This is a genomic window from Aeromonas caviae (genome assembly GCF_000819785.1).
Lineage (GTDB): Bacteria > Pseudomonadota > Gammaproteobacteria > Enterobacterales > Aeromonadaceae > Aeromonas > Aeromonas caviae.
Genome location: NZ_CDBK01000014.1, coordinates 34,687 through 59,104 on the forward strand (window position 1 = coordinate 34,687; position 24,418 = coordinate 59,104).

Genomic DNA, 24,418 nt, shown 5'->3' on the forward strand with positions numbered 1-24,418 from the left:
AGCCATGAACACGGGTTCAGGCGGGCAGATCCTGTCGGACTATACCGGCAGATCCTGGCGGACTACGCCAGCCATCTGCTCCATCACCCGTACTACCTGACAACTGTACCCGAACTCGTTGTCATACCACACGTAGAGCACGCAGTGATCCCCCTCGGCGATGGTGGCCTGGGAGTCGACGATGCCCGCAAAACGGGAGCCCACCATGTCGGAGGAGACCAGCTCGGTGCTGGCACTGAAGTCGATCTGGCGATGCAGGGCCGAGCTCAGTGCCATCTGCTGCAGATAGGCGTTGAGGCTCTCCCGATCGGTGGTCTGCTCCAGCGACAGGTTGATGATGGCCAGGGACACGTTGGGTGTGGGCACCCGGATGGCGTTGCCGGTCAACTTGCCCTTGAGCTCCGGCAGCGCCTTGGCCACCGCCTTGGCGGCGCCGGTGCTGGTCATTACCATGTTGAGGGCTGCGCTGCGACCGCGGCGCTCGCCTTTGTGATAGTTGTCGATGAGGTTCTGATCGTTGGTATAGGAGTGGACTGTCTCCACGTGGCCGTGGCGGATGCCGTACTTGTCCTGCATCACCTTGAGCACCGGGGTGATGGCGTTGGTGGTGCAAGAGGCGGCGGAGACTATCTTGTCATCCGGACCTATCACCTCGTGGTTGACCCCGAACACCACGTTCTTCATCTCCCCCTTGCCGGGGGCGGTCAGCAGCACCCGGGCGGCGCCGCGGGCCTTGAGGTGCTCGGACAGGCCCGCCTCGTCACGCCAGACGCCGGTGTTGTCGACGATCAGCGCATTGTCGATGCCGTAGGCGGTGTAGTCGATGTCGGCCGGGCTGTTGGCGTAGATCACCTGGATGAAGGTGCCGTTGGCGATGATGGCACTGCGTTCAGCATCCACCTCGATGGAGCCGTTGAAGGGGCCGTGCACCGAATCGCGGCGCAGCAGGCTGGCACGCTTCTCCAGATCCCCGTCGCGACCGCCGCGCACCACGATGGCGCGCAGGCGCAGGGAGTTGGCGGCGCCGGTGCGCTCGATGAGCAGACGGGCCAGCAGGCGGCCGATGCGACCGAAGCCGTAGAGCACCACGTCGGTCGGGGCGGGCACGGCACTGCGGTTCAGTGCCGGTGCCAGCTTGGCACGCAGATAGTCCTCGATGCCGGCTTCATCCTCATGATCCTGCCAGTAGCCCACGGCCAGTTTGCCGAGATCGACTTCGGCGGCGGTGGGGTTCAGGGCGACGATGGTGCGCAGGAGAGGGAAGCTTTGCTGGATGGGCAGCGGGGTGCCCTGGTGGCGGCGAACGACCCGGTGGGCCTTGAGGATATCGATGGTGGAGGCGTTTTGCAGGGGGCGTCCGTAGAGGGTGATCTCTATCCCTTGCTGTCGGTAGAGGCGACCTATCAAGGGTTGCATGGCTTCGGCGAGCTCCTGGCTCTCCTGCCACGCCTGCAAGTAGTGCTCGTGGGTCATTAACCAGATCCTTTTATTTCACGTTGTTGAAGCAAGTTGCCTGGGCAAATTGAAATTCGTCGAAGGCAGATCAGTGTAGGGCTGATGGTTTCGTTATATTATTCTGCAATCGCGGCCTTATACGGCGCGCGCATTGTAATGGATATGTAGCCTGTTTGCTAGTTGGCGGTGGCCGGTGCGGGTTGCGATTGTTATCAACCAGATGTGAACCATGACCCTATTCTCACAGCGTCCGTTACTGCTTTCCCTCGCTTGTTGCCTGACGTTGACGGCCTGCGACGACGACAGGATCCACAACATCTGCTCCCAATATCCCGCCCTGTGCGCGGACCTGGTGGACGACGGCTGGTGTCGCTATGAGCGCAGCGACGTCATTCGCGGTCGTTACTATCTCCAGGAAGAGGGGACGGACAGGCGCAAGTACGATCTGATGCGCGGCCTGGAGCGTTATCTGCAGTGCGCCGAGCACTCCACCAACATCGAGTACAAGCGGGCCAGGGAGCAGAAGAGCCCCAGAGTGGAAGGGATGCTGGCCGCCGGCCGTCAACTGGAGCAACTGGATGCGCAGACCCGGGGTTCCCAGGATCCCTACCTGCTGCTCTGGCACTGGACCAACAACACCAGTCCCGAGGCCCGCGCCAGCTTCCTCGCGCAGGAGGGGACGCCGAGCCTCGAGGAGCCCGAGCTGCAACTGGCGCTCGGCGGCATTTATGCCAAGAGCGAGCCCGAGAAGGCCATCAGGCTGATGCACCATGCGCTCTCCCTCTATCGGGAGGGGGACAAGGTCAACAGCCGGATCCTCACCGCCCTCAGCACCCTCTACATGGGGCAGAAGCGATTTGATCAGGCCTATCTGTGGGGCAAGGTGAGCGAGTCATTCCAGGAGAGCCCCGAGGTCTCCGCCACCCGGCTCGGCATTTACCATGCCATCGGCAAGGAGGAGCAGGAGACGCTGGACGACCAGGCGGCCACCATCGTCGATGCACTCAGGCAGGGGAGCTACCGCACACCATGAATCCGACCCTGACAGAGGTCCGGGAGTGGGCCCATCCCTTCGATATCCGCCTCGTCCACGGCCAGATCCGCGGCGAGGACAGGGTGCTTGAACGGGCCACGGTGAGGGCCGTGGTGATGCGTGGTGATCGACTGCTGCTGGTGCACTCCCGCGTCAACGGGGATCTCATGTTCCCCGGTGGCGGCATCGAGCACGGGGAGGCACACGATGCGGCCCTGGCCCGGGAGCTGCGGGAAGAGTGTGGCGCCGAGCTGGTGGCCGTGGGCCCCCTGCTGGGAGAGACCCGGGAGTATCGTGCCGCGCGCGAGCCGGATTACGATGCCTACTGCATCCGATCGTCCTATTACCTCTGCCGGGTCGGGGAGGACTGGAGTGCGCCGCGTCCCCAGCCCTACGAGATCCGCCTCGGCTTCACGCCGGGCTGGTTCCCCCTGGCCGAGGCCCTGCAGACCAACAAGACCCAGCTGGCGGGTCCCTGTCCCCAGTGGACGGCGCGAGAGACCCGGGTGCTGGCAGAGTTGCACCGCTGGCAAGCGTCCGGCTTGCTGACCTGACAAGGCCGCTTGCCCCATAAAAAAACCGCCTGTCGGCGGTTTTTTTATGGCTGTCCCCGGCGTCAGGGGAGACAGACCGGGCAGAAGGCGTAGGTGCCCTGGGGATCGTTGAAGCGGGTCAGCGGGTCCAGAGTGCGGTTCATCTCCAGCAGCGCCTTGCCAAGCCCGGTGGGCAGCCAGCTTTGCAGGTGCGGGGCCAGCGCCTGGGCGCTGCTGTCAAACAGCTCGCGCAGGAACTTGTCCCTGGCCGACTCTTCCGGTGCGATGGGGGTGACCTGCCAGCTCTTGAGGTTGGCGAGATCGGCAGCCGCCTTGAGGGCGTCATCCAGATTGCCGAACTCGTCCACCAGCCCCAGTGCCTTGGCATCCTGCCCGGTCCAGACCCGGCCTTCGGCGGCTTTTTCCGCCTCTTCCGGGCTAAGGCCCCGGCCCTTGCCCACCAGGCCGACAAAGCGCTGATAGGTGTCTTCCACGCTCAGTTGAATGGCTTCACCCACGTGATCCGGCAGGGCACGGGTCAGCCCGACCCCCACGAAGTCGGTGGTGCCGACGCCGTCGGTGTGTACCCCGTACTGGGAGAGCGCCTTGTCGATGGTGGCGAACATGCCGAACACCCCGATGGAGCCGGTGAGGGTGGTGGGGGAGGCGAAGATCTTGTCCGCATCGGCGGAGATCCAGTAGCCACCGGAGGCGGCGTAGCTGCCCATGGAGATGACCACCGGCTTGCCCGCCTGTTTCAGGGCCAGCAATTCGGCGCGGATCTGCTCGGCGGCGAAGGCGCTGCCGCCGGGGCTGTCCACTCGCAGTACCACGGCTTTCACCTGATCGTCACGGCGGGCCTCGGCCAGCAGATCGGCAAGGCTGTCGCCACCGATGGTGCCGGCAGGCTGGACGCCATCCATGATGGCGCCGCTGGCGGTGATGAGGCCAACCTCATCCTTGCCGCTCTGGGGGTACTGTTCCGGGATGGCGGCCAGATACTCTTTCAGGCCCACGCCCTTCCAGCCGTGATCATCGGCCTCGCCCACTTCCTTGATCACCGCCTGGGTCATCTCGTCGCGGGTGGCGAGCTGATCCACCAGACCGTTGTCGAGGGCGTAGCTGGCCGCATTGCCACCGGCCTTGCGCAGCAGTTCGAGGAAGTGATCCTTGTTCGGTGCCACGGCATCAGGCTCGATCTCCCGCTGCTCCGCCACGTCGGCCACATAGGATTGCCACAGCTGATCCAGCCAGCGCTGGTTCGCCTCCTTGCTCTCGGGGGACATCTCGTCCCGGGTGTAGGGCTCGACGAAGGACTTGTAGGTGCCGACCTTGAAGACGTGTGGGGTGATATTGAGCTTCTCCAGTGCCGACTTGAAGTAGGTCTGGTAGACACCCAGCCCCTCGATCAGCACGGCACCACTCTGGTTGAGCAGCACGTGGTCGGCGTGGGCGGCGAGCAGATAGGCCCCCTGGCTGTAGTAGTCCGCCATGGCGATGACCGGCTTGCCGCTCTCCTTGAAGGCGTCGATGGCGGCCGTCACTTCCTGCAGTTTGGAGAGGCTGGCCCCTTGCAGACCCTGGGGCTTGATCACCAGCGCCTTGATGCGATCGTCATTCCCCGCACTCTTGATGGCCCACAACAGATCGGAGAGGACGATTTCGCTTGGCTGCTCGTCCCCCTTGTCCATCTGCCTGAGCAGTTGCACCGTGGGATCGGTCTGGGTGCGCTGTTCTACCAGCACACCGGAGAGATTGAGGGTGAGCGCCCCCTCGATGGGGGTGCTTGGGGTCTCGCTCTGGCTGACGCTGAAGACGATGACCAGCACGACGAGAAGAAACAGCAGGTTGACCAGCATCAAGCGGGTAAAGTTGAGCAGGCGCCAGAGGCTGCGAAAGAGCCATCCCAGACCTTTGAAAATAGACATAGCTGCGTTGTCGCCCTGTTAATGGGTTGAGAGCAGCCATTATTAACCAGTTGCGCAGCCAATTGCCATTTCCCCTTGAGTCGACTGCCCCCCGCCACTTCGGAACACGGCTGTTCGCTGAAAAAATGTCCAAACATTTGTTTGAAAAAGAGTTTTCGATTCTTTACTCTAGCTCCAGTTTGATAACAAAAAATTAACTGAAAGGCCCGATGAGCCGGCCCCACCTCCACCTACCCCTTCTTTTTACTGCCCGTCACCCGAGGCAGCCAGGAAGGCTGGAGCATGACCCCGTGCACATCGACCTCGACAAGGAGTGCATCATGAGCCGTTATCCCACGCTGCTGACCCCCCTCGATCTGGGTTTTACCCAGTTGCGCAACCGCGTACTGATGGGGTCCATGCACACCGGCCTCGAGGAGGAAAAGGGGGGCTTTGACAAGTTGGCCGCCTTCTATGGCGAGCGGGCCCGTGGCGGGGTCGGTCTCATCGTGACCGGCGGTATCGCCCCCAATTTGCGGGGGCGGCTGGTGCCCCACGGCTCCCAGCTGAGCTTTCCCTGGCAGGTAGCCAAACACCGCAAGGTGACCGAGGCAGTGCACCGGGAAGGGGGCAAGATAGCGCTGCAGATCCTTCATGCGGGCCGCTACGCCTACCATCCGTTCAGCCTGGCGCCGAGCGCCCTCAAGGCTCCCATCTCCCCGTTCAAGCCGCGGGCCATGAGCGAGCGGCAGATCCGCGGCACCATTCGCGACTTCGCCGCCACTGCGGCGCTGGCCAAGGCGGCCGGTTATGACGGGGTCGAGGTGATGGGCTCGGAAGGCTATCTCATCAACCAGTTCATCTGCGAGCGTACCAACAAGCGCACCGATGGCTGGGGCGGCAGCAGTGAAAACCGCATGCGCTTCCCGGTGGAGATTGTCCGCGCCATCCGTGAGCGGGTGGGCACGGATTTCATCATCATCTTCCGCCTCTCCATGCTGGACCTGGTGGAGCAGGGATCCTCCCTTGAGGAAGTGATCGCACTTGGCCGGGCACTGGAGCAGGTGGGGGTGACCCTCATCAACACCGGTATCGGCTGGCACGAGGCGCGCATTCCCACCATCGCCACCAGCGTGCCGCGCGGTGCCTTCAGCTGGGTGACCGCCGAGCTGAAAAAGCACCTCAAGGTGCCCCTCATCACCACCAACCGCATCAACACCCCTGAGGTGGCGGAGCGCATCCTGGCGGGCGGGGAGGCGGACATGGTCTCCATGGCGCGCCCCTTCCTGGCAGACCCCGAGTTCGTCATCAAGGCGGCTGAAGACAGGGCGGACGAGATCAATACCTGCATCGCCTGCAACCAGGCCTGCCTCGACCACGTGTTCAAGCAAAAGCGTGCCTCCTGCCTGGTCAATCCCCGCGCCTGTTTCGAGACCGAGTTGACGTTTGGCCGGGTGCCCCAGCCCAAGAAGCTGGCGGTGGTGGGGGCGGGTCCTGCCGGGCTGGCGTTTGCCTGCTACGCCGCCGAGCGCGGCCATCAGGTGAGCCTGTTCGATCAGGCGAGCGAAATCGGCGGCCAGTTCAACTTTGCCAAGCAGATCCCGGGCAAGGAGGAGTTTCACGAGACCCTGCGCTACTTCGCCAAACGGCTTGAGAAGTGCGGCGTCGAGCTCTATCTGGGCCAGCGCCAGAGTGCCGAGAGCCTCTTGGGCGGCGGTTTTGACGAGGTGATCCTCGCCACCGGCATCCGCCCGCGCACTCCCAATATCCCGGGTATCGAGCACCCCAAGGTGTTGAGCTACCTCGATGTCTTGCGTGATCATAAGCCGGTGGGCGAGAAGGTGGCGGTGATCGGCGCCGGCGGCATCGGCTTTGACGTGGCCGAATACCTGGTGGAGAAGAGAGGATCGCCAGATGCCGCAAGCCATCGCGATCACTGGCTCAAGGAGTGGGGCATCGACAAGCAGCTCGGCGAGCGCGGCGGCCTGACTACCCCCGAAATCGATGCGCCCGAGCGCCAGATCTGGTTGCTCCAGCGCAAGGAGAGCAAGGTGGGCGACGGCCTTGGCAAGACCACCGGCTGGATCCATCGCACCGTGCTCAAGAATCGCAAGGTGCAGATGCTCTCCGGCGTCCAGTATCTGCGTATCGACGATGCCGGGCTTCATATCCAGGTGAGCGACCAGCAGCAGTGCCTGCCGGTGGATCAGGTGATCATCTGTGCCGGACAGGAGCCCCTCAAGGAGTTGCAGGCCGGTCTGCAGGCCGCTGGCAAGCCGGTGCACATCATCGGCGGTGCCGACGTGGCCGCCGAGCTGGATGCCAAACGCGCCATCCGGCAAGGGGCGGAGCTGGCTGCCGTCATCTAGCCTCCCGACCCTTTCGTATCCTGACAAACCCCTGAACCTCAGGGGTTTTCTTCATCTGGTGCTGTGCTAAGGTAGCGCCATCATCGCCTTTGACAAGGAACTGCCCCATGGATGCCCTCCATCTGTTACTCAATCGCCACTCCTGTGGTCGTCTGGCCGAGCCTGCCCCGAGTGGCGAAGTGCTCGACAATATCCTCAAGGCCGGGCTGCGGGCGCCGGATCACGGCACTCTGACCCCCTGGCAGTTCATCCTGTTTGAAGGGGAGGGGCGTGAGCGCCTGGGGACATTGCTGGCCGATGCCGCCCATGCCCGTGGCGAGGATGCGGACAGTGTCGAGAAGTGCCGCGCGGCGCCACTGCGTGCTCCCCTGGTGATCGCGGTGGCGACCCGTTATCAGGCGCACCCCAAGGTACCGAAACTGGAGCAGGAGCTCTCAGCCGGTTGCGCCCTGATGGCGATGCAGATGGCGGCCCAGGCCCAGGGCTTCAACGGCATCTGGCGCTCCGGCTGGTTCATCTTCGACGAGCAGATCCATGGTGCACTGGGGCTGGCACCGGAGGATCAACTGGTGGGCTTCCTCTACCTTGGCACCCCCATGCTGGAGGCCCGCAAGCTGCGCGAGTTGCCCATCCAGGACTTCGTGCGCAGCTTCTGAAGCACAGAACGCCAAAAGCCCTGATTATTCAGGGCTTTTTTGTTTTCTGACAAAGCCGTCAGGCTGTACTGATAAATGCGCACTTGCCAAGAGGGTAGAAGGGGGTTGGCCGGACATTTTTTGAATTGTGAGAGATTCTTCTCACTCCTGGTTTATTACGCTATGTAAAACGTTTGCGCCACGTTATTATCCCACTGCCAGTTTAGAAGGTGACCCCTTCTAATTTTCTGCGATGAGAGTCGCAATTCCGTAGCACCTTTTTAGAGCCCAACGTCTTGATGACATTGGGCTTCATTTTTTGTAGGGCTGGCACGTCAGCGTTCTTTCTCCTCCGCCTCTTCTCTACCTCACCCTGTCTCTTTCCGGCGATCTTTTGTACAGTCATTGATGTGGCCTCGATTGGAATCAGGATCAGGGTCAAATATCCTGCATTTGCAGGTGAAATCCGGCCCGGGATCCGCCAGCATCGGCAGAGACAAGAGAGCCAGAGGCTTCCCTTCAATGTCGACTGTCCGCACCTTTGCCATCCGGAGGCCATATGTGGTTCAACCGCAAGCTTGAAAAAGAGAATCAACAGCTCAGGGAGGCGATGCTTCTCAAAGAGCAGCAGCACCAGAGCGAGCTGGCCGAATTGCGTGCCACCATCGGTGAATACGAGCACATGCAGCGCACCAGCCGGGAGCGTGGCGATCTCTTCAATCAGGTGATCTCCTGCCAGAACCAGGGAGGTGAGATGCTGCAGAGCGTGCGGGAAGCGCTGGCCGGCAGTGCCGAGCACCTGATGGCTGAAAAGGGAGCGCTTTGCGAGCTGGATCAGCTCTTTGCCCAGACCCGGGGCGCCATCACTCGTCTCTCCGGTCGCGCCCATGCCATCACGGATGAGGCGGCTCGCAGCCTCGCAGCCGTCCATCAGCTCGATGCCAGTACATCCGCCATCAACCAGTTCGTGACCGCCATCCAGGGCATTTCGGATCAGACCAACCTGCTGGCACTCAATGCGGCCATCGAGGCGGCCAGGGCTGGTGAAGCTGGTCGAGGATTCGCCGTGGTCGCCGATGAGGTGCGTCAGCTGGCGAGCAAGGCTCATGAGGCCAGCAGCCAGATCGAGGTGCTGGTCAGACAGATAGTGGCCCAGGCGCAGGAGATCAAGTCCATCATCGATGACAATCAGGCCAGTGCCGCCGAGGTGGCGACCTCCTCCTCCCAGATCGATGTGGTGGTGACCCAGGTGCTGGCACAATCAGGCCGGATGCAGCAGGTGATCCACAGTGCGGCCACCACCTCCTTCCTCAATACCACCAAGCTGGATCACGCCGTCTGGAAGAACACCATCTATCGGCTCATCGATCAGCAGCATTTTCACGAGCCGGTGAGCGACCACGCTCAGTGCAGGCTGGGCAAATGGTATTTCGAGGGGCAGGGTGCGGAGCTCTTCGCCCACAAGCCGGGCTTTCGTGAACTGGACGGGCCCCACAAACGGGTCCACGAGAGCGGCAAGGCCGCCCTGCACGCGCGCGAGCAGGGGGATATCAAAAGCATGGTCGAGCAGCTCAAGACCATGGAAAACGCCAGCATGCAGGTGGTGCACTGCATCGACCGCTTGCTGGAAAGCGCCTGAGCGAGCCTCGGGCCTTCCGCTCAACCTTTGACTGGCAGCAGCCGTGCCGGGTTGCCTGCCACCCTGGCACCGGCTGGCACGTCTTTGGTGACCACGGCTCCAGCGCCCACAACAGCTTCCCGCCCTATGGTGACACCGGGCAGCAGAATGGCGCCGCCGCCTATCCAGACCCTGTCTTCGATGGTGACCGGCAGCGCCGTCTCAACCCCCTGAATGCGCTCATCGGCATCCAGCGCATGGGCGGCGGTGTAGATCTGCACGTTCGGCCCAATCATCACCTCGGCGCCGATGCGAATGGGGGCATTGTCCAGCAGGGTGGCCCCCATGTTGATGTAGCTGCCCTTGCCAAGGTGGATGTGGCGGCCATAGGTGCAGTAGAGGGGCGGGCAGATGAAGGCACCCTGGGCCAGCTCGCCGACGATCTGCTGCAGCAGCGCCAGTTGTTCATCCTCCTCGTCGCTGCGATTGAAGCGGCGGTACAGGCGGGCCGTCTCCCGGCGCAACAGCTCCAGCTCTGGCGCTATGCAGTTGTAAGGCTGGCTGGCGATCATCTTCTCGTATTCGGTCATGACTGGGCCTCGATGGGGTGGAGGAAGAGAGGATAAGCCATCGGGAGGCAGAGAAGCGTGAGGCTCTCCCCAGAGTGGGCAGAAGGAGAATGGGCGTCCGGAAACGACAAGGGCACCCTGGGGTGCCCTTGTCGTTCAACGACCTAAGTGTTGCCGCTGTGGCCTGTTGCTTGTCAGCCGAGTGTGCGGCTGATGGGTTGGCAACTGCCGTGGCTTGTTGTTTATCAGCCGAGTTTGCGGCCGATGGGTTGGCAACTGCCGTGGCTTGTTGTTTATCAGCCGAGTTTGCGGCCGATGGGTTGGCAACTGCCGTGGCTTGTTGTTTATCAGCCGAGTTTGCGGCCGATGGGTTGGCAGCCACCGTGGCTTGTTGCTTATCAGCCGAGTGTGCGGCTGATGGGTTGGCAACTGCCGTGGCTTGTTGCTTATCAGCCGAGTTTGCGGCCGGAGAGGCGGCACCACTCTTCCTTCACCGCAGTCGGGTCCATTTCGAACCACTGGCCATAGATGGTCTCCAGCTCTGGCGCCTGGCTTTCCAGCACGCCGGAGAGGGCCATCAGGCTGCCCGCCTTGCCGTGGCCGGCGATAAGCGGCGCCAGTTCCCGCAGCGGGCCGGCCAGGATGTTGGCGACCACCACGTCCGCTTCGACGTCTTGCGGCTGATCCGCCGGCAGGTAGAGTTCGATCTGGTCGGCAACGCCATTTCGCTCGGCGTTGTCACGGCTGGCCTGGATGGCCTGAGGATCGATATCGATGCCGATGACCCGGGCAGCCCCCAGTTTCAGGGCGGCGATGCCGAGGATGCCGGAGCCGCAACCAAAGTCGACGACGGTTTTGCCGGCCAGATCCAGCCCGTCCAGCCACTGCAGGCAGAGTGCCGTTGTGGGGTGGGTACCGGTGCCGAAGGCCAGGCCCGGGTCCAGCATGACGTTGACCGCATCGGGGTTCGGCACGTCGCGCCAGCTCGGGCAGATCCAGAGCCGCTCGCCGAACTGCATGGGGTGGAAGTGATCCATCCACTCGCGCACCCAGTCCTTGTCTTCCAGTTGCTCCACCTTGTAGCCCACGTCTTTACCGAAGATCTGCTGGAAGAAGGCGATGGTGGGAGCCGGATCGGTTTCGGCGTCGAACAGTCCCATTACTTCGGTCTCGCCCCAGAGCGGGGTTTCACCGGGCATGGGCTCATAGACGGGCACATCCTTGGCATCCATAAAGGTCACCGCCTGGGCCCCACGCCCCAGCAGCATGTTGCTCACCTTGTCTGCGGTCTTGGCAGTGGCGTTGATTCGAATTTGTATCCAGGGCATGGCGTCGGCTCTTCATAAATGTGAAACCGCGGGATTCTATCATCATGGGCCCGTGCTGTCGTGGTTTGACCATGGCCTCATGGGGAAGGGAGGTAACTCTGCCAAGTTGGCACGGTTAATGTATTCCTTCATGGGTGACGGGAAGCAACTTGTTCCCGCTGAATGCTTTGCTCTATGAAGTTCCGTCATCTTTTTTCAGCCACCTTCGGGTGGCTTTTTTTATGCCGGTGCGCTGAAAGCGGTTAATTGGGAGGGAAAAGCAGAGATTGGCACGCTATCTGCAAAGTTACAGATGTCCTGCATAAGGATATGTGTGTGATTGTTACCCCAACGTTCAGGTTTTTAGGGCCATCCCGACGGGATGGCCTCTTTTTTATGGTTTTTTCGGGGGAGATGCCCCGTCAGGGACAAAGGTCACCTGCGGGGCTGTGCACTCTTGGGGCTTGTCACTGGTGATTTCACCCCATGATGGTGCATTTATTTACCTATAAGGGAATAGTCAGGACGACGATACCCGCTCTGGCGGCGCCTCAGCGATGGAAACCGCTCATGTCGATCACCAGCTTGCCCACCATGCGACCCGCTTCCAGCTCGGCATGAGCCCGGGCCAGGGTGAGGGGCGTCAGTTCGGGCACCACCTTGCTGAGGGTGGTCTTGAGCACCCCTTCATCGATCAGGGCCGCGACCCGGCCGAGCAGGTTGTGCTGCTCGATCATGTCCGGGGTCTGGAACAGGGAGCGGGTAAACATGAACTCCTGGCTGAAGGTGACGCTCTTGGGTTTGAGCAGACCCAGATCCCAGGGTTCACTGGACTCGGCGATGGTGCAGATGTGACCAAACGGACGGATGAGGCTGGCCATGGTGTTCCAGTGCTGCTCGGTGGCGTTGGTGCAGAAGATGGCATCCACCTCGCTGATGCCGAGTGCCTTGAGCTCCGCCTGCAGATGGTGATGGCTCACCACCTGGTGGGCCCCCATGTCCAGGCACCATTCCCGGGTTTCTGGGCGCGATGCGGTGGCGATCACCTCCATGTCGGTGAGCTGGCGGGCGAGCTGGATGGCGATGGAACCGACCCCGCCGGCGCCCCCGATGATCAGCAGTCGCCCGGTGCTTTCGCGGGTGAGGCTCATGCGCTCGAACAGGGTTTCCCAGGCGGTGATGGCGGTGAGCGGCAGGGCGGCGGCTTCCAGATCGGTCAGGGTGACTGGGGCGATCGCGGCAATCCGCTCGTCCACCAGTTGCAGGGCGCTGTTGCTGCCCGGGCGGCTGATGTCGCCTGCATACCAGACCCTGTCACCGGCCTTGAACAGGGTGACGTCGCTACCGACGGCGATCACCTCGCCCACGGCGTCCCAGCCCAGCACGCGGGGGCTGCTTTCGACCTTGTCCTTGGGGGCGCGTACCTTGGTGTCGACCGGATTGATGGAGGTGGCGTTGACCCGTACCAGCAGATCCCGCGGGCCCGGTGTCGGATCGGGCAGATCGCTCTCGATGAAGCAGTGGGGGTGGTTGCTTGGCAGATAGTGAGTCAGGGCGATGGCTTTCATGGCTTTTCCTTTCAAATAGCAGTGTTCGGGATTGCCACTCACTCTAGTCTGGATGATTATCAAGATTAAGATGGGTAATTGGTAAAGACTGTTTGAATAAATGAACAATGTCGAACTGGAGTTGATGGGGCTGTTCGCCACCGTGGTGGAGCAGGGGAGCTTCACCGGGGCGGCCGAGGTGCTCGGGATGCCCAAGTCCTCGGTGAGCCAGAAGATCTCGCGCCTCGAATCCCGGCTAGGGGTGAGGTTGCTGCAACGCACCACCCGCAGGCTCAGCCTGACGCCCCAGGGGGAGGTCTATGTGGCCCATTGTCAGGAGCTGCTGGCACTGGCGCGCAGCGCCAATCTGGCGATGGCGCGGTTGCGCGCGGCTCCTGGAGGGCGGGTGCGGATCACTGCTCCCGAAGCCACGGGAACCTTGCTGCTTGGCCGGATACTGGCCGAATTTCGCGCCCTCTACCCCGAGGTGGTGCTGGAGCTGACCCTTTGCGATGAACAGCTGGATCTGGTGGGGGAAGGTTACGATCTGGCGCTGCGGGCAGCGCCGCTGAAAGATTCCAGCCTCATCTGCCGGCGCATCGGCCAGGTGGCGCGCCATCTGGTGGCATCTCCCGGTTACCTGGCGGCCAACGGGACGCCGCTCCAGCTCTCGGAGCTGGCCGGACACGCCTGCCTGGTACATGGCTCCTTGCCGGTGTGGCCATTGCAGGAAGGGGGCTGGCGCCCTCGCGGGGCCTGCCAGAGTAACAGCCTGCTGGCGCTGCGGGAGCTGGCACTCCATGACGGGGGGATTGCCCTGCTGCCGGCCCATGTCTGCGGCGACGATCTGGCGGCGGGGCGACTGCTCAAGGTGCTGCCGGATCTCCTGGTTCCGGTGAACCCCTTCTATCTCATCTACCCGAGCCGGGAACACCTGGCCCCCGCCCTTCGCAGCCTGATGGACTTCGTGGCCGAGCGTCTTCCCTTTGCCTGATCACTGGTGCTGGCCAAGGGGAGCCTGAGCCGGTTCGAGACCGAGCGGGACCGACTGGCGTTCCGCCAGCATGCGGATCTGCCCTTCGATGAGGCCGGCATGGGGGCCGAGCACCAGCACCAGCTGATGTTCGTTGAGCACGATCCAGGAGAGGCAGCCCAGTCTGGCCAGGCAGGATTGATCCACCAGGGCCATGTCGCGAACCCGCAGGCTGAGGCGGGTCAGGCAGACGCTCATGGCCTGCAGGTTGTCCATGCCCCCCAGCATCTTGAGGTACTGGATAGCCAGCATCTGGGGATCGGTGGGGGCCACGGTCGCGAGCCGAGAGAGATCCTCGGTGATAGGCTTGCCCGGCAGACTGAGGGGGGCGTGTTCCAGCAGCCGGGAGAAGAGCAGGGTATAGACGACGAAGAAGAGGATGCCCAGGGGGATGAGCCAGAAGCTGTGCAGACCGGCGTGGTAGCTCAGCACCAGATCCAGCAATCCGGCGGAAAAGTAGCTGCCCACCTGGATGTCGAGCCCGCTGCAGATGGCCAGCGACAGCCCGGTCAGCAGGGCATGGGCCAGAAACAGCCAGGGAGCGGTGAAGGCAAACAGGAACTCGATGGGCTCCGTGATGCCCACCAGTGCCGAGGTGAGCGCCAGGGTGAGCAGCAGCCCTCCCTGGGGCAGTTGCTGCATCCGCTGGCGATGGATCCAGATGGCAAAACAGGCGCCGGGCAGGCCGAACATGATGACCGGATAGAGCCCGGCCACATAGCCTTCATGCAGTGGCTGGGCGGTCGAGAGGGCTTGCTGGTTGCTCTCCCCGAGCCCGATGAGGCTGCCCAGCACCTGGTGCAGACCGAGGGGGATCAGCAGCCGGTTCAGCACGCCGTAGCAGAAGGCGCCAAATGGCGTGGTGAGCAGATCGGAGGCGAGCAGGGTGAGCCCCTGTTCCAGCAGCGGCCAGAGGATGGAGAGGGGGATCACCAGCAGCAGGCAGGCCAGCGCCGAGAGCAACATGCCCGGCAGATCTTCCTGCAGGGGGCGCAACCAGCCCGGCAGCCGCAGAGCGCGGGCCCGGGAGCAGACCATGGCGGTGACGAGCCCGGCCAGCAGGCCGCAGATCATGTCCGCATGCAGCCCGGGCACCAGGGTGCCCAGCGCCGAGCTCAGCAGCAGGAAGTTGACCGCACCGGCGAGCGCCTGAGCTCCTTGCCCCTGGCGACTCAACCCGAAGGCGATGGCCACCGCATAGATGAGCGGCATCTGGCTGAACAGGGCGCGACCGGCGAGGGAGAGCACGGCGAGATCCAGCACGTCCGGCTGGCCGAGCCGGTGGAGCAGGGCGGCCAGGGGCAGGATGGAGACGGGCAGCAACAGGGCATAGCCGAGGCGCAGCAAGGACTGGGTCAGGATCTTTCTGGCGTTCTGGACTGGCATGGGGGCACGGTATTTGTGACGTGGCGCACATTTTACCCGTGAGCCCCCATTTGGGAATAGGCGAGCCTTCCTTTATTGATCCTTTTCTTAATTTTGATCAAACAATCGACGGACACGCTGATCCGGGGCAGGAGTGAGCAGGCTGACAAGAACAAAGGCCGCCAGGCCAAGGGCCAGGCTCGGGACGATGGCGTGCAGGCCGGCCACCTTGATCCCCCACTGGCTCAAGGTGCCGTAACAGAGGATGCCGCAGACCATGCTGGCCAGGGCTCCCGGGCCGTTGGCCCTGGACCAGTAGAGACCGAGCACCAGGGGCCAGAGGAAGACCGCCTGCAGGCCGCCGAAGGCGAGCAGGTTGAGCCAGATGATCATCTCGGGGGGCTGGAGCGCCGCCAGCAGCACCAGGGTACCGAGGATCAGGGTGCAGAGCAGGGAGAGGCGCGGCACCCGGACCTCCAGCTTCTCCTGCCTGGGGTTGAGGTAATTGAGGTAGAGATCTTTCACCAGGGTGGCGGAGGCCTGGATCAGCTGGGAGTCGATGGTGGACATGATGGCCGCCATGGGGGCGGCCAGGAAGACCCCGGCCAGCCAGGGGGGGAGCACCTCCATCATCAGGGAGGGCATGATCTTGTCCGGGCTGTCCATGCCGGGCAGGATGGCGCGGCCCAGCGCCCCGGCCAGGTGCATGCCGAACATCAGCAGGGCGCAGACGATGGTGCCGATGAGGATGCCCCGGTGCAGCGCCTTGCTGTCCCGGTAGCCAAAGCAGCGCAGCGCCGAGTGGGGCAAGCCCACCACCCCGATGCAGACCAGCACCCAGAAGCTCAGCATGAAGGGCTGGGTCAGCATGTCGCCGGCCCCCTGGGGGCTCACCAGCTTGGGATCTATCTCCTTGAGCTGGTGGACAAGATTCGGCAACCCGTCACCGGCGATGAGGATGCCCGCCAGCAGGGCGCCAGTGCCGATGAGCATGACGATGCCCTGCAGGGCATCCGTCATCACCACGGCGCGAAAGCCGCCGATCACCGTGTAGAGCAGCACGCAACTGGCAAACAGGAAGAGCCCCTGCTGATAGCTGAGGCCGGTCGCCGTTTCCAGCAGGCGGGCGCCGCCGATGAACTGCACCACCATGGTGGCAATGAAGGCGAGGATGATGGTGACCGAGCCCAGCACGACCACCGCCCTGCTCTGGTAGCGGGCCCACAGCATGTCGTTGATGGTCACCGCGTTGACCCGGCGGGCGATGATGGCGAACTTCTTGCCAAGCACCCCCAGGGTGAGCCAGACGGTGGGCAGCTGGATCATCGCCAGTAGCACCCAGCCGAGGCCGACCTTGTAGGCGGCACCCGGCCCGCCGATGAAGGACGATGCAGAGGTATAAGTGGCCACCAGGGTCATGGCGAGCACCAGCCCCCCCATGCTGCGGTTACCGATGAAGTACTCCTGCATGAAGTTGCCGCCGGTCCGGTGGCGACTGGCCCAGAAACCGACCCCCAGTACCAGCACCAGGTAGATGCAGAGCGGCAGCATCAGCTCAAGATTCATGGGGTGGTACCTCGCTATCCAGGGGAATATCGACGAACAGGCGATCCACCATGAGGGCGCAGAGGCCGATGAACAGCAGCGGCATCAGGATGCAACTGAGCAGGAACCAGAGAGGCAGGTCCCACAGCTCGAGATCCTCGGGGATGAAATAAGCCGAGCCATACCAGGCGACAAAGTAGAGCAGGGTCAGCAGCAGGCAGAAGGCTGCTTCCCGACGGGCGAGTGCGAAACGGTTCACTGTGGCCTCCGACGAGTGAGCGGGGCGCAAGAATAACAAAAAAGGGCCATGTCGCCATGGCCCTTTTTTACGTTGGCGATCCGGGTGGATCGCGCAATATCCCGATGAAAGGGGTCTTTGCAGACCCGACTTCTTGTGCAGGTGGTGGCTGCTCGTGTTGCCACCGTGCTCAATGGGCCGGGCCTCAAGCCATTACAGACCCGGCTTCTTGTGCAGGTAGTGGCTGCTCATGCGGCCACCTTGCTCAATGGGTCGGGCCTCAAGCCATTACAGACCCAACTTCTTGTGCAGGTAGTGGATGTTAGTGCCACCGTGCTGGAAGTTTTCGTCCTTCATGATCTCTTTTTGCAGGGCGATGTTGGTCTTGATCCCTTCTACCACCAGCTCGTCGAGGGAGTGGCGCATGCGGGCGATGGCCACGTCGCGGTTCTCCCCGTAGCAGATCAGCTTGCCGATCATGGAGTCGTAGTAGGGGGGGACCTTGTAACCCGCATAGATGTGGGATTCCCAGCGCACGCCCAGGCCGCCCGGCGCGTGGAAGCGCTGGATGAGACCGGGAGAGGGCAGGAAGGTGGCCGGATCTTCGGCATTGATCCGGCACTCGATGGCATGGCCACGGATGCGGATGTCCTGCTGGGTGATCGACAGGGGCTGACCGGCGGCAATGCGCAGCTGCTCCTTGATGAGGTCGACGCCGGTGACCATCTCGGTGACCGGATGTTCCACCTGGATACGGGTGTTCATCTCGATGAAATAGAACTCGCCGTTCTCGTACAGGAACTCGAAGGTACCCGCACCGCGGTAGCCGATCTCGAGACAGGCGCGCACACAGCGCTCACCGATGAACTTGCGCATCTCCTCGGTGATGCCGGGGGCCGGCGCCTCTTCCACGACCTTCTGGTGACGGCGCTGCATGGAGCAGTCCCGCTCACCCAGATAGAGGGCGGTACCCTGACCGTCAGCCAGCACCTGGATCTCGATGTGGCGCGGGTTCTCCAGGTACTTCTCCATGTAGACCATGTCGTTCTTGAAGAACTGGCCCGCTTCGGATTTGGTCAGCGCGATGGCGGAGGCCAGTTCGGCCTCGTTGCGCACCACGCGCATGCCGCGACCACCACCGCCACCGGCGGCCTTGATGATCACCGGATACCCGATCCGCTTGGCGATGGCGGCGTTGCGCTTGGCATCGTTGTCCACCGGGCCGTCGGAGCCGGGTACGCAGGGCACGCCCGCCTTCTTCATCGCCTCGATGGCGGAGACCTTGTCACCCATCAGGCGAATGGTCTCGGCGCGCGGGCCGATGAAGATGAAGCCGGATTTCTCGACCACTTCGGCGAAGTCGGCATTCTCGGAGAGGAAGCCGTAGCCCGGGTGGATGGCGACGGCACCGGTCACCTCGGCGGCGGCGATGATGGCCGGCACATTGAGGTAGGACTCACCGCTGGCAGGTTTGCCGATGCAGATGGTTTCGTCCGCCAGGAGCACATGCTTGAGCTCCCGATCGGCAGTGGAGTGAACGGCCACTGTCTTGATCCCGAGCTCTTTGCAGGCGCGCAGGATCCGCAGGGCAATTTCACCGCGGTTGGCGATGACTACTTTGTCCAACATGGGTGGCATTTTCCCTTATTCGATGATGAACAGCGGCTCGTCAAACTCGACGGCCTGACCATTTTCAACCAGGATCGCTTTGATCACGCCGGCCTTGTCAGACTCGATTTGGTTCATCATTTTCATGGCTTCGACGATGCACAGGGTGTCGCCGACATTGACGTGCTGACCGACTTCCACGAACGGCTTGGCTTCCGGGCTGGAGGAGCGGTAGAAGGAGCCCACCATGGGGGAGCGCATCAGATGACCGCTCGGGGCGGCATCGGCAGCAGGTGCAGCGGCTGCTGCCGGAGCAGCGGCAACCGGTGCGGCAACCTGAGCTGCGGCCTGGGGCATGATCATCTGCGGGGCAACGCTAACCTGGCCGGAGAAATTACGGCTGATGCGAACGGACTCTTCCCCTTCGGAGATTTCCAGCTCGGCGATGCCGGACTCTTCAACCAGTTCAATCAGCTTCTTGATTTTGCGGATATCCATTAGCATTCTCTTTCTTCTTTATCTGATCAGTGATTATCAAGCCGCGCGCAACTGATGCACGGCCGCGGTTAAAGCGAATTGGTAACCATCGGCACCCAACCCGCAGATCACCCCCTTGGCGACATCAGACAGATAGGAGTGATGACGGAAGGGCTCCCTGGCATGAACGTTTGACAGGTGAACCTCGATAAAGGGGATGGCCACACCCAGCAGGGCATCGCGCAGGGCAACGCTGGTATGGGTGAAGGCGGCGGGATTGATGATGATGAAATCCACCTGGCCCATGGCCTGATGGATGCGGCCGATCAGCTCGTGCTCGGCATTGGATTGCAGATGTTCCAGGGTGACACCGAGTTCGCTGGCGCTGCGCGTCAGATCGGCGACGATCTCATCGAGCGTCTTGCTGCCGTAGATTCCCGGTTCCCGCTTGCCCAGCAGATTCAGATTGGGGCCGTTAAGCAGGAGGATTCGGTGATGTTGCGACATATTGAGTACATCCTCGATGATTATGCTGCTATCTATCAGCTATCTTTGGACTACCAAAAATCTAGCCAATTTTTGCACAAATCGGTGTGCCCTGACACACAGATTTCGCAATTATATTGATTTCGTGAAAATTAGCAGCATTTTACTGGTCTAATCTCTACATCTGGCTATTTATTGGCCTGGTTTGCCCGCAAGCCCTGCCTGCCACCGAACTCTGCCCTGTCCGGATCCCGAAGACAACAAAGCCGGCACGTGGCCGGCTCTGTTGACGTAGGGAAGAGACTCACGCCGCTTCCGACTTCTCGCGGATCAGCTTGTCCACGACCCCCGGATCCGCCAGGGTGGAGATATCCCCCAGGCTGTCGGTTTCGCCGGTGGCGATCTTGCGCAATATGCGCCGCATGATCTTGCCGGAACGGGTCTTGGGCAGCCCCTCTGCCCAGTGGATCACGTCCGGGGTCGCGATGGCGCCAATCTCCTTGCGCACCCACTCCTTCACTTCCTTGTGCAGCTCGCGGCTCGGCTCTTCCCCGGCGATCAGGGTGACATAGGCGTAGATGCCCTGTCCCTTGATCTCGTGGGGAACGCCCACCACCGCCGCTTCGGCGATCTTCGGATGGGCCACCAGAGCGGACTCGATTTCGGCGGTGCCCATGCGGTGGCCGGAGACGTTGAGTACATCATCCACCCGGCCGGTGATCCAGTAGTAGCCGTCCTCGTCGCGACGGGCACCGTCGCCGGTGAAGTAGCGACCCGGGAAGGTGGAGAAGTAGGTCTGCTCGAAGCGCTCGTGATCGCCGAACACGGTACGCATCTGGCCGGGCCAGGAGTCGGTGATCACCAGGTTGCCCTCGGTGGCGCCCTCCAGCGGCTCACCCAGGTTGTCCACCAGAGCAGGCTGTACTCCGAAGAAGGGACGGGTGGCCGAGCCGGGCTTGAGCGCGGTGACGCCGGGCAGCGGAGTGATGAGGATGCCGCCGGTCTCGGTCTGCCACCAGGTGTCGACGATGGGGCAGCGCTCGTCGCCGATGGTGCGGTAGTACCACTCCCAGGCTTCCGGGTTGATGGGTTCACCCACCGACCCCATGATGCGCAGGCTGGTGCGGGAAGTGCCTTCGACAGCCTCCTTGCCCTTGGCCATCAGTGCGCGAATGGCGGTGGGGGCGGTATAGAGGATGGTGACCTGGTGTTTGTCCACCACCTGACTCATGCGGTTGGTGGCCGGGTAATTGGGCACCCCTTCGAACATGACGGTGGTGGCGCCGTTGGCCAGCGGCCCGTAGACCAGATAGGAGTGACCGGTGACCCAGCCCACGTCGGCGGTACACCAGTAGATGTCCTCTTCGTGGTAATCGAACACGTATTTGAAGGTGAGGGCTGCATAGACCAGATAGCCGCCCGTGGTGTGCAGCACACCCTTGGGTTTGCCGGTGGAGCCGGAGGTGTAGAGCACGAACAGGGGATCTTCGGCGCCCATGGCTTCGGGCGGACAATCCGGGCTGGCGGCGTTGACCGCATCATGCCACCAGATGTCTCTGTGATCGTGCCAGGCCACGTTGCCACCGGTGCGCTTGAGGACGATCACCTTGCTGACCTTGGTATCCGTGTGGGTAAGGGCCTCATCCACGTTCTTCTTGAGGGGGATGGGGCGACCGCCTCGCAACCCCTCATCGGCGGTGATGACGACGGAGGCGCCGGAGTCGATGATGCGGCCCGAGAGCGCCTCCGGCGAGAAGCCGCCGAAGACGATGCTGTGCACGGCCCCGATGCGGGTACAGGCCAGCATGGCGATGGCCGCCTCCGGCACCATGGGCATATAAAGGCAGACCATGTGGCCACGCTTGACCCCCTGGGCTTTGAGCACGTTGGCAAACTTGCACACTTCGGCGTGCAGTTCGCGATAGGTGATCTTGCGATCTTCAGCTGGGTTGTCCCCTTCCCAGATGATGGCGACCTTGTCGCCGCGCTCGCTCAGATGACGATCCAGGCAGTTGGCCGAGACGTTGAGCAGACCATCCTCATACCACTTGATGGAGACGTGGCCCGGATCGTAGGAGGTGTTCTTGACGCGGGTGTAGGGGGTCATCCAGTCAAGGATCTTGCCCTGCTCCCCCCAGAAGGCGTCCGGATCCTGCACCGACGCTTGATACATGGCTTCATAACCTTCCTTGTCCAGCAGGGCGCCGTTGCCGATGTGGGCCTTGACCGGGTAGACCTTGCTCTCGCTCATCTCTCACTCCTGTGAATACATTTTCTTAATGATTGAGTAACAACTTATACCTTTGGTTCCCGAGGGCAATTAGACTTTTGGATAGCGACGAAGTTAGCAGGTGAGAGGACACGTTGAGGGCAAAGAAGGGAGCCATGGGCTCCCTTCTTTGCTTTCGTGGTGGCGCGGCCAAGGCTCAATGGCGGAGGGGGAGCAGGGGAGGCAGGCTGGGTTCTGGCAGGGGATGGCTGAACAGGTAGCCCTGTCCCTCTTCGCAACGCAGGGATTGCAGGAACTGGCGCTGGGGCTGGGTTTCTATCCCTTCCGCCGTGACGGCCATGCCGAGGGAACTGGCCAGCTGGACTATGGTCCGGCACAGCTCGCGGCTGTGCTTGTCGTCGGGCAACGCCTGGACGAAGGCCCTGTCTATCTTGATGCGATCGATGGGCAGGCTCCTGAGCAGGCTCAGGGAGGAGAAACCGGTGCCGAAGTCGTCGATGGCGATCTGCACCCCCAGCGCCTTGAGACGGGTGAAGAGCCGCAGACTGTGATCCACGCTCTGGATGATGCTCTCGGTCACCTCGATCTCCAGCCGCTCGGCAGGAAAACCGGTCTCGGCCAGAATGGCTGTCACCCGCTCCACGTAGTCGTGGGAGCGCATCTCCCTGACCGACACATTGACCGAGAGCCTGGGCACGGCGAGCCCTTCGGCCAGCCACTGCTGCCCTTGCCGGCAGGCGGTGCGCATCACCCATTCGCCCAGCGGTTCGATGAGACCGCACTCCTCTGCCACCGGAATGAAACGGTCCGGGGATATCATGCCAAGGCTGGGATGCTGCCATCGGATCAGGGCCTCCAGGCCGCTGAGATGACCATCCGCCAGATCCGTCATGGGTTGGTAGAGCAGGCGAAACTCTTGCTGCTCAATGGCCTTGAGCAATCCCTGCTCCAGCAGCATCCGCTCCCTGGTCTGTGCCGTCATGTCGGGGGAGTGGAACAGATAGCCGTTGCGGCCACGGCGCTTGGCTTCATGCATGGCGTTGTCCGCCGCGCTGATAAGGCTGTCCGGGGTCTGGCCATGCTCCGGATAGAGGGAGATGCCGATGCTGGCGGAGAGCCTCACCCGCTCCTGGCCGATGTCGGCGGGATCGTGCAGCCTGCGTTGCAACCCCTCGATGAGACCCAGCAGATCCTGGGTGTCTCTGATGGCGGGCAGCAACACCAGAAATTCGTCTGCCCCCAGCCGGATGGCGATGTCTCCGGGGCGCAGGCAGTGGCGAATGCGGTCTGCCGACAGCTTGAGCAGCAGATCGCCGGCACTTTGCCCCAGGTTGTCGTTGATGAGTTTGAAGCCGTCGAGATCGATGAACAGCAGCGCCAGGACGTGGCGGTTCACCCTGGCCGTCTCTATCTCCAGAGTGAGGCGCTCTTGCAGCAGATGGCGATTGCCGAGATCGGTGAGAGGATCGTAATAGGAGAGGTGCTGCAAGCGGGCTTCGGCCTGATAGAGACGCAGTGCATGAAGGTGGGTCATCTCCTGCAGGCCGGGGGACGCGGGTGCGTCGAGGTGGGTGCTTGTCTGTACGGACTCCCTCATCACGAGGAAGATGCCGCTGAAGGTGCCCTCCTCATCCAGCACGGAGCTGACGCTCACTTGCCAGCGTGCGGGGGAGGCCGCGCGGGAGAGACCGACCGTCTCCACCTCAAATGCGCATCGGGGGGCCCCTTGTCGCAGTTGTTGAAACAGCGGGAGCAGCTGGGGAGTCTGGGCAGGGACAATGTCGAACAGCGTCTTGCCCGGGTGCTCTGCCCGCGCGAGGCCGGTCAGTTCGGCAAAGCGTCCGTTGACGTCGCGACACCTGAATTCGTGATCGAAGACCCCAATCCCGACGGGCGCCTGGGCGAACAGCTGTTGCAACTCGTAGGGAGAGAGCGGGCCTGACAAATGCCGTGTCGGAACCGATTCGGGCAGCACTTTTTCCATGGAGGCTCCTGAATTGATTGCTTTGTCATTAGGACGACTGTGTCAGTATGGCAGGAAGTGTCAGGAGAGAAAGAAAGTGTGAGAAGGGTGTGAAATCAACGAGATGTCAGCCTTTCTGGCGGCCAAATGCCTGGATCCCGCGAACGAACACCAGCCAGCCCACCAGATGAAACGGCAACGCCATGGCGTAGAGCACCAGCCAGTGGCTCTCGGTGCCGCTGCTGTTGATGAAATCTGCCCAGGCGGCGAGCAGGGCCAACATGCCCGCTATCTGGAAACGGCGACGCAGCACCACTTCCACCCCGAGATTGGCGAGGTAGAGGGTCAGCAGGATGCCGGCAAAGCCGGTGAGCTGGGCGGTGCCGTAGAGCGCGCGGTCTGGGTTGAACAGCAGCGTAACGAGGGGAGTGAGACCCTGATCCAGCGGGATCAGGGCCAGCAGCCAGCATGCGATAAGAAGCAGGGCTGTCTTCATGCCG

At 62.4% G+C, this 24,418-nt stretch carries 19 protein-coding genes and 2 pseudogenes; 6 read left to right on the forward strand and 15 right to left on the reverse strand.

Features of this window, described 5'->3' with window-relative positions; translation table 11 throughout:
- Positions 1-39 precede the first annotated feature (39 nt).
- Positions 40-1,473 carry a glyceraldehyde-3-phosphate dehydrogenase gene (locus BN1120_RS01470; RefSeq protein ID WP_042014443.1) on the reverse strand — a complete coding sequence of 478 codons (1,434 nt, stop codon included), beginning with the start codon at positions 1,471-1,473 and terminating at the stop codon, positions 40-42.
- 211 nt (positions 1,474-1,684) lie between these two features.
- On the opposite strand from BN1120_RS01470, the gene BN1120_RS01475 reads away from it, so the two are divergent.
- The gene (locus BN1120_RS01475; protein WP_042014444.1) at positions 1,685-2,488 is read left to right on the forward strand and encodes a DUF2989 domain-containing protein; all 804 of its coding nucleotides are present in this window, start codon (positions 1,685-1,687) and stop codon (positions 2,486-2,488) included.
- Positions 2,485-3,042 carry an NUDIX domain-containing protein gene (locus BN1120_RS01480; RefSeq protein ID WP_010675420.1) on the forward strand — a complete coding sequence of 186 codons (558 nt, stop codon included), beginning with the start codon at positions 2,485-2,487 and terminating at the stop codon, positions 3,040-3,042. Before BN1120_RS01475 ends, BN1120_RS01480 begins: the two co-directional genes overlap by 4 nt.
- Before the next feature lie 62 nt (positions 3,043-3,104).
- Here the strand turns inward: BN1120_RS01480 and sppA are convergent, their stop codons facing one another.
- On the reverse strand, positions 3,105-4,949 hold the full coding sequence (sppA, locus tag BN1120_RS01485) for a signal peptide peptidase SppA (protein ID WP_041215689.1): 1,845 nt from the start codon (positions 4,947-4,949) through the stop codon (positions 3,105-3,107).
- Positions 4,950-5,269: 320 nt separating this feature from the next.
- Between sppA and BN1120_RS01490 the strand changes: the two genes are divergently transcribed.
- From BN1120_RS01490 to BN1120_RS21900, 3 genes are all read left to right on the forward strand, one after another.
- Positions 5,270-7,297, forward strand: a complete 2,028-nt coding sequence (locus BN1120_RS01490; protein ID WP_042014552.1) for an NADPH-dependent 2,4-dienoyl-CoA reductase — start codon at positions 5,270-5,272, stop codon at positions 7,295-7,297.
- A gap of 107 nt (positions 7,298-7,404) precedes the next feature.
- Positions 7,405-7,953: an NAD(P)H nitroreductase gene (locus BN1120_RS01495; RefSeq protein ID WP_010675416.1), complete on the forward strand. Its 549-nt coding sequence runs from the start codon at positions 7,405-7,407 to the stop codon at positions 7,951-7,953.
- Positions 7,954-8,491: 538 nt separating this feature from the next.
- On the forward strand, positions 8,492-9,571 hold the full coding sequence (locus tag BN1120_RS21900) for a methyl-accepting chemotaxis protein (RefSeq protein WP_041215688.1): 1,080 nt from the start codon (positions 8,492-8,494) through the stop codon (positions 9,569-9,571).
- A 20-nt stretch (positions 9,572-9,591) separates the two neighbouring features.
- On the opposite strand, the gene BN1120_RS01510 is transcribed toward BN1120_RS21900, so the two are convergent.
- The 3 genes from BN1120_RS01510 to BN1120_RS01520 form a co-directional block, all read right to left on the reverse strand.
- Positions 9,592-10,140: a sugar O-acetyltransferase gene (locus BN1120_RS01510; protein ID WP_042014449.1), complete on the reverse strand. Its 549-nt coding sequence runs from the start codon at positions 10,138-10,140 to the stop codon at positions 9,592-9,594.
- 428 nt (positions 10,141-10,568) lie between these two features.
- Positions 10,569-11,447: a 50S ribosomal protein L11 methyltransferase gene (gene prmA / locus BN1120_RS01515; protein ID WP_042014450.1), complete on the reverse strand. Its 879-nt coding sequence runs from the start codon at positions 11,445-11,447 to the stop codon at positions 10,569-10,571.
- Positions 11,448-11,977: 530 nt separating this feature from the next.
- Positions 11,978-12,994 carry a zinc-binding alcohol dehydrogenase family protein gene (locus BN1120_RS01520; protein WP_042014451.1) on the reverse strand — a complete coding sequence of 339 codons (1,017 nt, stop codon included), beginning with the start codon at positions 12,992-12,994 and terminating at the stop codon, positions 11,978-11,980.
- 100 nt (positions 12,995-13,094) lie between these two features.
- On the opposite strand from BN1120_RS01520, the gene BN1120_RS01525 reads away from it, so the two are divergent.
- Complete coding sequence (locus BN1120_RS01525; protein WP_042014452.1) at positions 13,095-13,967, forward strand: LysR family transcriptional regulator; 873 nt, start codon at positions 13,095-13,097, stop codon at positions 13,965-13,967.
- Here BN1120_RS01525 and BN1120_RS01530 read toward each other — a convergent pair whose 3' ends face one another.
- The 10 genes and pseudogenes from BN1120_RS01530 to BN1120_RS01570 all read right to left on the reverse strand — a co-directional run bounded on the left by BN1120_RS01530 (position 13,968) and on the right by BN1120_RS01570 (position 24,414).
- Positions 13,968-15,392, reverse strand: a complete 1,425-nt coding sequence (locus tag BN1120_RS01530; RefSeq protein WP_042014455.1) for a PTS transporter subunit EIIC — start codon at positions 15,390-15,392, stop codon at positions 13,968-13,970.
- Positions 15,393-15,479: 87 nt separating this feature from the next.
- Positions 15,480-16,937 carry a sodium/pantothenate symporter gene (gene panF / locus BN1120_RS01535; protein WP_042014456.1) on the reverse strand — a complete coding sequence of 486 codons (1,458 nt, stop codon included), beginning with the start codon at positions 16,935-16,937 and terminating at the stop codon, positions 15,480-15,482.
- Positions 16,927-17,175, reverse strand: a complete 249-nt coding sequence (locus BN1120_RS01540) for a YhdT family protein (RefSeq protein ID WP_039040309.1) — start codon at positions 17,173-17,175, stop codon at positions 16,927-16,929. The genes panF and BN1120_RS01540 overlap by 11 nt, the downstream gene beginning before the upstream one ends.
- A gap of 267 nt (positions 17,176-17,442) precedes the next feature.
- Positions 17,443-18,783 (reverse strand): acetyl-CoA carboxylase biotin carboxylase subunit, encoded by a 1,341-nt coding sequence (gene accC / locus BN1120_RS01545; RefSeq protein ID WP_039040308.1) that lies wholly within the window; start codon positions 18,781-18,783, stop codon positions 17,443-17,445.
- 15 nt (positions 18,784-18,798) lie between these two features.
- Complete coding sequence (gene accB, locus BN1120_RS01550; RefSeq protein WP_010675405.1) at positions 18,799-19,260, reverse strand: acetyl-CoA carboxylase biotin carboxyl carrier protein; 462 nt, start codon at positions 19,258-19,260, stop codon at positions 18,799-18,801.
- Between the two features lie 36 nt (positions 19,261-19,296).
- Positions 19,297-19,746 (reverse strand): type II 3-dehydroquinate dehydratase, encoded by a 450-nt coding sequence (aroQ, locus tag BN1120_RS01555; RefSeq protein WP_039040307.1) that lies wholly within the window; start codon positions 19,744-19,746, stop codon positions 19,297-19,299.
- Positions 19,747-20,029: 283 nt separating this feature from the next.
- Positions 20,030-21,976 (reverse strand): acetate--CoA ligase, encoded by a 1,947-nt coding sequence (gene acs, locus BN1120_RS01560; protein ID WP_042014457.1) that lies wholly within the window; start codon positions 21,974-21,976, stop codon positions 20,030-20,032.
- 175 nt (positions 21,977-22,151) lie between these two features.
- Positions 22,152-23,459: pseudogene (locus tag BN1120_RS01565) on the reverse strand (putative bifunctional diguanylate cyclase/phosphodiesterase); the annotation flags it as partial.
- Positions 23,460-23,555: 96 nt separating this feature from the next.
- Positions 23,556-23,939 (reverse strand): annotated as a pseudogene (locus tag BN1120_RS21940) (PAS domain-containing protein); the annotation flags it as partial.
- Between the two features lie 106 nt (positions 23,940-24,045).
- The gene (locus BN1120_RS01570) at positions 24,046-24,414 is read right to left on the reverse strand and encodes a hypothetical protein (RefSeq protein WP_042014461.1); all 369 of its coding nucleotides are present in this window, start codon (positions 24,412-24,414) and stop codon (positions 24,046-24,048) included.
- Positions 24,415-24,418: the final 4 nt, after the last annotated feature.